Origin of the sequence: Shewanella surugensis, from assembly GCF_023284005.1 — a bacterium.
Classification (GTDB): Bacteria; Pseudomonadota; Gammaproteobacteria; order Enterobacterales; family Shewanellaceae; genus Shewanella; species Shewanella surugensis.
The window spans coordinates 1-11,822 of the sequence record NZ_JAKIKS010000145.1 but is presented as its reverse complement, the minus strand read 5'-3'; the positions used below and the strand labels follow the sequence as shown (position 1 = coordinate 11,822).

The 11,822-nt window shown below is 36.9% G+C and carries 8 protein-coding genes and 1 pseudogene; 1 reads left to right on the top strand and 8 read right to left on the bottom strand.

The features are described 5' to 3' along the window. Positions 1-151 precede the first annotated feature (151 nt). Positions 152-247: pseudogene (locus tag L2764_RS23295) on the top strand (IS1595 family transposase); the annotation flags it as partial. A 153-nt stretch (positions 248-400) separates the two neighbouring features. Here L2764_RS23295 and L2764_RS23290 read toward each other — a convergent pair. The 8 genes from L2764_RS23290 to L2764_RS23255 form a co-directional block, all read right to left on the bottom strand. Beyond that, positions 401-1,897, bottom strand: coding sequence for a CoA-acylating methylmalonate-semialdehyde dehydrogenase (locus L2764_RS23290; protein ID WP_248942714.1), 1,497 nt, complete (start codon positions 1,895-1,897; stop codon positions 401-403). A 23-nt stretch (positions 1,898-1,920) separates the two neighbouring features. Then, positions 1,921-2,916 carry an inositol 2-dehydrogenase gene (gene iolG / locus L2764_RS23285; RefSeq protein WP_248942713.1) on the bottom strand — a complete coding sequence of 332 codons (996 nt, stop codon included), beginning with the start codon at positions 2,914-2,916 and terminating at the stop codon, positions 1,921-1,923. Positions 2,917-2,919: 3 nt separating this feature from the next. Beyond that, entirely contained in the window at positions 2,920-3,816 is an 897-nt protein-coding gene (gene iolE, locus L2764_RS23280; protein WP_248942712.1) for a myo-inosose-2 dehydratase, read from the bottom strand. Positions 3,817-3,826: 10 nt separating this feature from the next. Continuing rightward, positions 3,827-5,692: a 3D-(3,5/4)-trihydroxycyclohexane-1,2-dione acylhydrolase (decyclizing) gene (gene iolD / locus L2764_RS23275; RefSeq protein ID WP_248942711.1), complete on the bottom strand. Its 1,866-nt coding sequence runs from the start codon at positions 5,690-5,692 to the stop codon at positions 3,827-3,829. Continuing rightward, positions 5,679-6,515 carry a 5-deoxy-glucuronate isomerase gene (locus L2764_RS23270; protein ID WP_248942710.1) on the bottom strand — a complete coding sequence of 279 codons (837 nt, stop codon included), beginning with the start codon at positions 6,513-6,515 and terminating at the stop codon, positions 5,679-5,681. The genes iolD and L2764_RS23270 overlap by 14 nt, the downstream gene beginning before the upstream one ends. Further along, complete coding sequence (gene iolC, locus L2764_RS23265) at positions 6,515-8,440, bottom strand: 5-dehydro-2-deoxygluconokinase (RefSeq protein WP_248942709.1); 1,926 nt, start codon at positions 8,438-8,440, stop codon at positions 6,515-6,517. Before iolC ends, L2764_RS23270 begins: the two co-directional genes overlap by 1 nt. 67 nt (positions 8,441-8,507) lie before the next feature. Then, complete coding sequence (gene iolG, locus L2764_RS23260; protein ID WP_248942708.1) at positions 8,508-9,512, bottom strand: inositol 2-dehydrogenase; 1,005 nt, start codon at positions 9,510-9,512, stop codon at positions 8,508-8,510. A 10-nt stretch (positions 9,513-9,522) separates the two neighbouring features. Continuing rightward, positions 9,523-10,914 carry a sugar porter family MFS transporter gene (locus tag L2764_RS23255; protein WP_248942707.1) on the bottom strand — a complete coding sequence of 464 codons (1,392 nt, stop codon included), beginning with the start codon at positions 10,912-10,914 and terminating at the stop codon, positions 9,523-9,525. Positions 10,915-11,822 lie beyond the last annotated feature (908 nt).

Below are 11,822 nucleotides of genomic sequence, written 5' to 3'. Positions count from 1 at the left end.
TCGATTATATCGCACACTGTTTGGAACAATTATCCTCTCCCAACTGCGACCTCAATAGTCTCTTACCCTGGCACGTTAAACTAAGCAAGGCGTAGTTCGCCGGACGCTCACGAACATTTCATGAGGTTTAGGGTAATTATACCTCAGTTAGTTCTGTTATAGATTTAACCGCAGACAAATGGAAAGAGAAATACCTAATAGACTGTTAAATACTGCAATAATTCACTCGCCAGTACATTCAAACTGAACTAAGTACATAGGCATTAAAATCAATTAATTTAATTAGCATCATTGCCTAAGCATGCAGTTCACAGCGACTCCGTAGCTAATCATAAGTTTATCGCCAACTTAATCAAATATAGTGTAAAAAAACCACGATGAATCACACCATGTAGGGGGGTTAAGACAACGTTGGCATCACAAAAGCAGATGCTGTATTGTCTGATTGGCCCCAACGCGTAGAAATCGTTTTAAGCCTAGTATAAAACTTAAACCCTTCTGGACCATGCACATGCGTATCACCAAATAACGACGCTTTCCAGCCGCCAAAACTATGAAAGGCCATAGGCACAGGAATGGGAATATTGACCCCAATCATACCGGCATGCACTTGCGTTGTATAAGTACGTGAATGGGCGCCATTGGTCGTATAAATACACGACCCATTACCAAATGGTCCACTATTTATGAGCTCAATTGCATCACCTAGATTATCGGCTGCTAATACACAAAGCACTGGGCCAAAAATTTCTTCCTTGTATATGACCATGTCTGATTTGACATTATCAAATAATGTCGCACCAACAAAATAACCATTTTCATAACCCGGTACTTTAGTATTACGTCCATCTCTCACTAAGGTAGCGCCTTCTTTAACCCCAATATCAATATAATTTAACACTTTTTGCTGATGTTCTTTCGTTACCAGCGGACCCATATCGACATTGGGTTGGTCACCTGAATTAACATTCAACTTATCGATTTCGATTGACAGTTTTTCAATAAGCTTTTTATGTGTGTCTTTACCTACAACAACCGCAACCGGCAGCGCCATGCAGCGCTCTCCAGCAGAACCAAATGCTCCACCTATAATACCATGAACGGCTAAATCAAGATCAGCATCAGGCATCACCACACAATGGTTATTTGCACCACCAAGCGCTTGAACTCGCTTACCATTTTTAGCCGCTGCTTCATAAATATACTTAGCAATTGGGGTAGAACCAACAAATGAAACTGCACCAATATCGTGATGCTCTAAAATGGCATCGACAACCAGCTTATCACCGTGAACCACATTAAATATACCTGCAGGCAGCCCCGATTTTTTAAGTAATTTGGCCATAAAAATGGCGGCTGAAGGATCCTTTTCTGCTGGTTTCAAAATAAATGCATTGCCTGCGACTATTGCAATAGGAAACATCCACATCGGCACCATACATGGAAAGTTAAACGGTGTTATACCGGCACAGATACCCACGGGTAGACGTAATGTATGACAATCTACTTGCCCACCAACATTGCTCGAAAAATCACCTTTAAGTAACTCTGGTGCACTACATGCGTACTCAGCGACTTCAAGGCCACGCTGCACTTCACCTAAAGCATCAGCATGTACCTTACCATGTTCATTAGTAATGATTTTTGCTAATTCATCCTTGTTTTCTTCCAGCAGGATTACAAACTTATTCATGATACGTGAGCGCTTTAATGGGCTCGTATTTGCCCAAGCTGGAAACGCTAATTTCGCAGCAGAAACCGCTTTATCTAGTGTCTCTGACGAACCCAGTACCACCTGCTTATCTGACTGACCTGTCGCAGGATTATAGACATCAAAAAGTGCTTGGTGCTCTTCATTAATTTGACCATTAATAAAGTGTGGGATGAGTGTCGTCATTTAATGCTCCTGAGGGCTAAAAACTATACGATAACGGGTTGATTATCTGCCAGTGACTTTTCGGCAGCAATTGCAATTTCAACGGCTTTTCTAGCATCTGATATATCAGGGGTAATAACATCATCGGTTGCTAGATAGTGTAAAAATGCGGCGAACTGATTAATATATGCTTGTTTATACCTTTCAATGAAACTGTAATGTGGAGGGGCTGTTTCCGTTTTATTACCACCCATAAATTGAGTCACAGTACGGCCTATATTATCTACCTGAAGATTTCCCTTTTCGCCAAAAACCTCCAGCCTTTGGTCATATCCATAACCGGTTTCTCTGCTGGCATCAATAACAACAAGTACGCCTGATGTCATTTTCATGGTAATAATACTAGTATCTATATCATTGATTCTTTTAAGCTCCGGATCCACCAATACAGCACCAGCCGCGTAGATTTGTTCCACTTCAGAACCAGTAATAAAACGTGCAGTATCAAAATCGTGGATATTAAAATCTAAAAACATCCCCCCTGAACGTTTGGCAAATTTGATACTCGCACGCTTTGGATCTCGATTAGTGATTTTAACAATATGAATATTGCCAATCTTACCCGCATCAACATCTCGTTTAATTTGGCAAAAATCAGGATCCCAACGTCGATTCAAACCTACTTGTAATTTAATATTGGACTGCTTCAATTCTTTATCCAAATGTTCAAGTGACGTCACATCAAAAGAAATGGGTTTCTCACAAAATATATGTTTCTTATACTTAATAGCGGCTTTAATCAAATCAACATGCGCTGTTGAGTTTGCTGCAATAAATACCGCATCTAACCTTGATTGGCTTAATACATCCTCAAGTTGAGTCACAGGGTAAGTGGGAATATTTTTATAATGAGGTTCTTTAGCAAGATAATTATCTACAATTGCAACAACATTAACATTTGAAAAATTTTCAAGAATTAAATTCAAATGCATTTGACCAATTCGACCACAACCTAACATTGCAATATGATGTTGTTTCATTCATTACTCTCCAGTGTGAAATTTAATGAATTCCCGTGCCTGTTTAGCATATTTTTTTGGGTTTGCCTTTGCTGGATCTTGCTCTGCTTCAACAATCATCCATCCACGATAATCAATTTCATCCAAAGTTTTAAATATTTGTTTAAAATCAAGATCGCCATCACCTGGTACAGTAAATACCCCCTCCCTAATACCATCCATGAAACATAAATTGTCCGCTTTAACCTTTTTCAATATCTCATTTCTAATATCTTTTAAATGCACATATTTAATCCGATCTTTATATTGTTTTATTAACGTAACAGGATCAATCCCAGCAAAATAAGCATGCCCAGTATCCATTAACAATGAGATTAATTCAGGAGAAGTATGCTTCATTAAATAATCAATTTCATCTTGATTTTGAATACCTGTACCCATGTGGTAATGATAAACCACGGTCATACCATAGTCATAAGCAATTCGACCTAGTTGGTGTAACCCTTGAATTAAGTTATCCCATTGCTTGGTCGTAAATGTTGGCTTATTGCTATTATTAATGGCCAAGTTCCCGCTTTGAATGCAATGACCACATTCGGCAACAGTAATATATTTAGCGCCAGAGTTACTCAAGAAGCTTAATTGGTCCATAAAAGCTGATAATGTTTCTTGGTGTCGACCTTCTTCGGTAAAAAAGGTACTGTACCAAGCACTACTTATTTGAAGGTTTAACGGTTCAAGTGCCGCTTTCAGCTGTTTAATATCCCTTGGGTATTTATTACCAACTTCGGTACCAATGTAACCTGACTCAGACATTTCAAATATACATTGATCAAACGGTATATCCCCACCGAGATTAGGATCATCATCATTAGTCCAGTTAATTGGTGCAATGCCAATTTTATATTTTGATACACTCACAGTAATTCCTTTAGTATTTTTTAGCATGATTTATATTGGTTGCCATATTGGAATTAGCTTGTATCACTGCTTCAGATTTTGATACCTCTGCAACACCCACACGCCACCAACTGTCATATCCACCACTCATTGTTTTAGGATCAACTTTCATTTCAATTAACGTTGATCCTTCCGCTTTTTTAGCCGCTTGAAGTGCTATTTTCAATGAGTCTAAACTATCAGCTTTGAAGGTTGTAGCTCCTAGCGCTCCAGCATATTGCGCAAAATCAATGGGGATATTTTTGCCATTAAGCTTGCCACTCGTCTTGTCTCTAAACCTAAATTCCGTACCAAAGGTTTGACTGCCACATGACTCTTGTAAGTTACGAATACATTGAAATCCACTATTATCTAACAGTATGATATTTATCTTTTGTTGTTCTTGAATAGCGGTTAATAATTCTGAATGCATCATAATGAAACTGCCATCTCCGACAATAACATAGGGCTCTCCGGCGTTTAAAGCTAACTTAACGCCAAGACCCGCTGCAACTTCATAACCCATACAAGAGTTAGCATATTCCACATGATAATCTTTAGCTTTCTTGGATCGCCATAATCGATGCAAATCACCCGGTATACTACCGGCTGCACATATAATCACATCATCTTCACTTAAAAAATCATTAACGACACCCATAACAGCTGTTTGATTTAGACCGTCGTTGCCTTGCATAGCGTAATATAAGCGATCAACTTCCCGATTCCATTCTAAACGCAAATGTTCAACGTGTTGTTGATAATGTGTTTCTGTTTTAAAGCTTTTTAGGCCTTGAGTTAACTGTGCCAAGCCCGCTTTAGTGTCGGCTTTTAATAAACAGCCCTCCATTTTCAATCCATCAAAAGCATTAATATTAAGATGGATTAACTTAACCTTTACGTTTTGAAACACAGATTTAGACGCAGTCGTAAAATCTTGTAAACGTGTACCAATGGATAAAATAACATCGGCATTGGCCGCTAAGACATTAGCGGCTTTACCGCCAGTGACACCAAGCGCACCGACATTAAGTTTATGATCCCAAGCCAGTGCGCTCTTTCCCGCCTGAGTTTCGCAAACAGGAATATGATGTTTTTCGGCAAACTGTTGCAATGATTCTGTGGCATAAGAATAATGCACTCCGCCTCCAGCAATGATCAATGGCTGTTTTGCATTTTGAATGACTGTAATTGCTGCTTGTAAAGCCCGCTCAGGAATATTAAAACGATCAAGGTGCCATACACGTTTAGCAAAAAAAGAGTCCGGATAATCGTAACTTTCAGCTTGCACATCTTGAGGTAAACAGAGTGTAACAGCACCCGTTTCAGCAGGATCCGTTAACACCCTAAAAGCACTAAGACAAGCAGACATTAATTGCTCTGGACGAGAAATCCTATCCCAGTATTTACTCACAGGTTTAAATACATCATTAGCCGATATAGTCAAATCAGAAGCATTTTCAATTTGTTGTAGAACCGGATCAGGCTGTCTACAGGCGAAAATATCACCGGGCAACAATAACAAAGGAATACGATTAGTGGTTGCTGTTGCTGCCGCAGTGACCATATTGGTTGCACCGGGGCCTATAGATGATGTACAAGGAATAATACCTAACCGATTTTTTTGCTTAGCATAAGCTGTTGCAGCATGGGCCATACCCTGTTCATTGTGACCTTGATATAGCTTAATACCAAAATTATCATACTCTAAAGCTTCACCCAAGCCTGTAACATTACCATGCCCAAAAATACCAAACATGCTATCAACGAGTTTATGCTCCACACTATCCATTTCAATATATTGATTAGCTAAAAATTTTAGCAAGGCCTGAGCCATGGTTAATTTAGTTGTGCTCATTTGACTTTCCTTCGCACAATTTCCATACACGAGCATTAGCTGACTCTTCTTTGGCCCAGCTATGTTCAGGTTTAAAAGTCGGGACTATATAAGGATTTCCAGATAAATGTCTGATAAACCATAGAGTATATAAACAATAACCAGGAGCCGTACTATGCGCATGCTCAACATCATCGGTTATAATCATGGTATCGTAGTGACGAATACGAATAATATCTTCACCATTCTCACCTATACCATAACCCTGAGGCTCAGAAAAACGATAATGATAAATTTCGGGATGCGGATGAGTATGTGATGGGCTGCTTGACCAATGACCCGGAAAAGTAATAATTTCACCAACGACTAAATTTGATTCTTTACGATTACGCTTATCAAAAACGGTACGCACTAATCGATATGAACTATCACCCAGCAAGCCTTTGCCTCGCTTATCAGATTCTAACATGTTGCTAGCATCAAAAACTTGGCTGATAAAACGCTTGTCATTGGCTGTTTGTATGACCATAATTTCACAATGGGTTTTAGCATCAACTTTAGCGACGGTATTGGGTGTACAGTGTAAAACAATCGGTACTTCAGAGTAATAACACGTTCTTTCAGCATCATATTGTTGATCATCATACGAAAATCTAATCCTACCCGTCATTAATAAGTAGGCTGATTCTAAATCAGATGTTAAATTATAACTTTCACCCGCTCTTAATTTAATGACACCAAAAGTCATTCCTGTTGGGAGTTTTTCTTTACCAATTTCAGTAATATGATTGTATCCGAACTGAAAACCATCTGGACGGCGAACTAATATATCTTGAGTTAACATTATAACTCTCTCCACATTTTTAAGACTTGTGCATAATTATCAGCAATCGCAATCGCCACATCAGCAGCTTTAATTTCATCTTGTACAAATTGCTCCCAACTAGGCCAGAAAATACTTCGACCTAAAGCAAAGCCATTAACATACTGACTGCTTTTAGCTATTTTAAATATATCCTGATAATGATTAAGTGTTTTGGCTGCACCCCCTAAAATAATAACCCGTGCTTGATCATCATATTGACTAATAACTTGATCCACTTGTTGCCACTGCGATGCGGTATCTAACGTTTGAATTTTCCACCAAAATGGATAAATACTCGCTTTGTATACATCTGCCATGGCATTTGACAATGATAAACCATTCACCTCAAATCCATCTGCAATAATCAACTCTAACATCAATCGTCGGTCTAATTTTTGACAGGCTGAAAATAACTCAGATAAACGCTTAATTTGTTCCGTTTTATCAGCTTCAGGTAAATTGGTATGGTATTTCCATAACACTTTAACGTTAATTTCGGTGCTCTTGTTTATTAACGAAGAATAAGCCGATATTCCATCTACCCATTCAAATTTTTCGGTACCGGAAGCCTCCACAGGTGCGCACATGTTCACCCCCATAAAAGCGGCTTCTCTTAGTATATTTTCACCGTATTGTGGATCAATAATAATGCCCAATTCTGGTTGAGAATTTGATTGATAAACGTGTTTAAAACCATCAAATACTGCTTGTTTAAATTCAGTTATTTTAGCTATTGGTTGATTATATTTTTCACAAGATTTTTCAAATTGCCAGCGATGATCATAAGCCAATAATGTCAATGGTCTGTCTTTAGGATACCCTATAGTTGATAGGTTATGTAAACGTGTCAATTCCTCACCATACAGTAAATCATTAACATTATCAGGATGATAGTGTTTAACAAAGTATTTAGCTTCGGCATAATTGGGGATCGCAGGGGCACAACCGTGTCGAGTCACCACAATGGCACCACATACATTCGCCAATGTAGTTGCTTTATCCCAATCATCACCTTTCAATAAACTACCTAGCAAACCACTCATAAAAGCATCACCCGCGCCTAGAACATTAAAGACCTTGACCCTAAATGGTTTGGATGCGATTGGCATTACTTTGTCTTTCAAATAAATCTCACAGCCTTTCTCGCCTGTTTTAAGCACAATTGGCGCTGAAGTTAAACTATGAATAAAAGCCAAGGAAGCAGATATTTCTCCCCTACCCGAGGCAATAGCGACTTCTTCTTCAGTACCGATAATTAAGTCACAATCAGCGAGGATTTTTATATATTCATTACTGACTATTTGATCTGCTTTGTAGCGTGTTTCACCGTCACCAACGGAAGTTACGTTCCATAATACTGGACGATAGTCTAAATCCACGATAATTTTAGTGCCACACTCTTTGGCGATTTTGATTGCATGATAAGTACTTTCACGCATATCAGCTGTCGATAATCCAGTACCCGTTATTAATAATGATTTGGCTTTACCTATAAAATCTTTTTGGCAGTGCGCTGGTTTTATTTGCATATCAGCACAATTTTCACGATAAAAAAGTAATGGGAAATGATCTGGAGGGCATACTCCAAGTAACACTAATCCGGTTAAATTATCAGGAGTATCATATAATAATGTTGTATCTACCCCCTCTTTAGTTAGCGTTTTACGCAAGAACATGCCCATTTCATCCTGCCCAACACAGGAAAACATAGCTGATTTCAACCCTTGTCTCGCAGTACCTACTGCAATATTGCCCGCACACCCACCTAAATATTTATTAAAACTAGTACTATCATGTAATGGATTATTAACTTGTTCGGAATAGAGATCAACAGCAACCCGGCCCATGCAAATAATATCAATAGGTCGTTGTTGATCAACCTCAAAAGCGCTTATGCCTTGCATATTGACTTATCCTTATTTATCATTGCAATAGTTCATTAAAGTAATCATTTTCATGGAATTCACTGTATTACAAAGAAGTTGCTACTTTTACTGGAATATTATTTTTTGCCGATTCTTTAGCTGCTCTAGCAATACGAATTGCTTGTAGCCCATCAAATCCATCAACCATTGGTTTTTCATTATTAACAATTGCAGCATGAAAGCTTTTTAATTGATAGATAAAAGCATCTCTATATCTTTCTAGAAAAAAACATAATGGTTTTGCTGTTTCAACTTGATGCTCGCCACTGAAAACGACATTATGTTCCAATAAATTTTTAGTCCTTAAACAACCTTTATTGCTAAAAACTTCGATTCGTTGATCATAGCCATAAACGGCTTTACGACTATTATCAATAACACCTAAACCACCATTAGCAAACTTAAGATTAATGACAGCAGTATCATAATCATCATATTTTTTGAATACAGGATCAATTAAGTTTTGCCCCATCGCAAAAACTTCAACAACTTCAGATCCAGCCAAAAAACGAGCCATATCAAAATCATGAATACTCATATCCATAAAAATACCACCAGAGTTTTTAATATACTCTTCTGGTGGACAGTCAGGATCTCTAGAAGTAATCCGAATAATGTGAGGTTCACCTAAACCTTTGACTTTAATTTGATGTTTAATATGAGCAAAATCAGTATCAAAACGCCGATTGAATCCAACTTGCAATTTTACATCACAATATTCAGCCATTTTAATTGCATCGATAATATCAGCCTCATTTAACCCTATAGGTTTTTCACAGAATATATGCTTTCCGTTTTTTGCTGCTAAATTAATATGTTCAGTATGAAATGACGAAGGAGTGCAAATCAAAAAAATATCGATTTGTTCATCAGTAAAAATTGACGCTACATCTTTTGTTGCTATAACAATATGTTCTTTACACCAAGCATCATCAAAAAAAGGATCGGCAACTTTAACTAAGTTAAACTCAGGTAATCTGTACAATATATTTTCGGCATGTAATTTACCAATTCGACCGTTACCGACAATAGCAACATTTAATACTTTCATTTATAACCCCTTAGCGACCTTGACCAATATACCTAACAGGTACACCGTCATTTAAATTTTCTTCTATTTGTTCTAATGAAACACCTTTAGTTTCTGGAACATAAAAATAGCTATATATACAAGATACTAGACAGAAAACTGCGAAAAACCAGAAAGTAATACCTCCGCCAAAATAATTTAACAGTGGTAAAAAAGCCATCGCGACAACAAAATTAGATAACCACTGTATAGCCGTTACAAAGCTCATGGCTAAACCTCGAATATGTGTTGGATATATTTCAGAAATAATCAACCAAAACATTGATCCTAAACTGATAGCATATGCAAAAATATAGATAATCATGGCAGCCATCATAAAAGATGATGGAATAGCATTATATTGAAAACAAAGACCAATAAACATTAAAGCGATAAAAGCCACAAATGTCCCACTAATTAACAAACTTCTTCGCCCTACTTTATCAACAATAAATACGACAATAATAGTTCCAATCGTATTGACCACCCCTAGAATGAAAGTAGCAAATATTGCAGTCGTCTCAGAGGTAAAACCAGAAACTTTAAAGATATATGGTCCATAATACATAATAGTATTAATACCTGCAAATTGTTGAGCTATACCTAAAAACAATCCAACAATTAACACTCCACGTAATTTTTTGCTAAATAGTTGTTCAAACGTCGATTTAGTTATATTTTTTTCAAGTTCCACCATTTTCTTTATTTCTTTTAACTCAACGTCAGCTTCTTTATGTCCTCTTATTTTTTGTAGAACAAATAGCACTTCTTTCATTCTATTTTTTTCAGCCAACCATCTTGGTGACTTGGGCATAAATAACATACCAACAAATAATAATATAGCCGGAATAACCCCTGTCAAAAAAATCAAACGCCAACTGTGAGGTGAAATATCATACATAAAATAACCAACCAAAAAAGAAATACTCTCACCAGCAGTAATGGCAATACCATTTAAAAGCACAAGACCACCACGGATTTTTTTAGGTGATATTTCTGAGATGAACAATGGCACAGTAAATGACGCAATACCAATGCATATGCCCAATAATAAACGTCCTAGAAGTAAAGAGTAATATCCTTGTGCCAAGGAAAGAATAACGGCACCTATAACAAAACCAATGGAAATAATAAGTAACATTATCTTTCGACCAAACATATCAGTGGCTTTACCAGAAAGAAGAGCACCAAGAAATGCACCTAAAACGGTGATACTCACAATCGTTGACCATTCAAAAGTAGTAAAATGAAATTCGGCAACCAACTGACCTTGGACATTGGCTATAATGCCAGTGTCAAAACCAAATAACAGCCCACCTAAACCAGCAACTGATGCAACCAAAATAACAAATCCACGATTATTTTTTTGTAAGCTAGACTCCATGATGTATCCTTAAATATTGTTTCATATAAAACGATTCTAGTTAAGTAAATCAGCCTGCCTCAGAAGCTTTAAGTGCTAAAGAACATCATCTATTCTAGTGATACCATGCATAATTAAATCCCCTTTCCAGTCCAAATTCACATAATGCTAAGTACCTAAATTGAAGTTATCCGGTATTTTGTTTGATTTTCGACCTTACTCGATATGTCGATTACCTGACAGCACATGGGGTCACGCTATCTAAAGGGCTAAACCCGACCTTTGTAAACTTTTACATAAGCACTTATACAATCAGTTTAATAAACTTATTCATCACTAACAAAATTAAATTTAGGATAAAAAGGCCTAATTATCCCGTTCTCATGTTCATATTAGTCTTCTTCACCCCAAATAATAGGCTGAATTCATGAATGTTGTTTTAACAATTTTAAGAATAATTTAGCTAAGATTTTAGATTATAATCTTATGCTTTATTTATGAAGGTATCTGATATTTATTAAATAGTTAACGACAAGTTGTCATCTTTACAATTGATCTTTATCCATGATGTTTTTAGCGCTTGTTTTGAATATATCCAATCCAGCCGGTGATAAGTCTATGCTCTAGTACTGAACACCGTTGACCTACATTTATGTAAACTATATCAACCTGTCATAAATAGGCGGGGAATCATTAAACATTTGAATTAATCGTGATTATTTTTTGTATGGCGTGTAGTATATTTCGTATGATAAAGAGTAGTTATACCAATTCCATTAAAAATATGATCTAATATTAGATAAGTACTTAAGTAAAAGTCCCTGTACACGACATTTTCTTGTTCACCATATGAACAGCTCAATCTTTTTGGGCTGAATCGGTCTTGGGATGAGTAAATTCAAACAACGGTTAATGGTTTTTATAACACG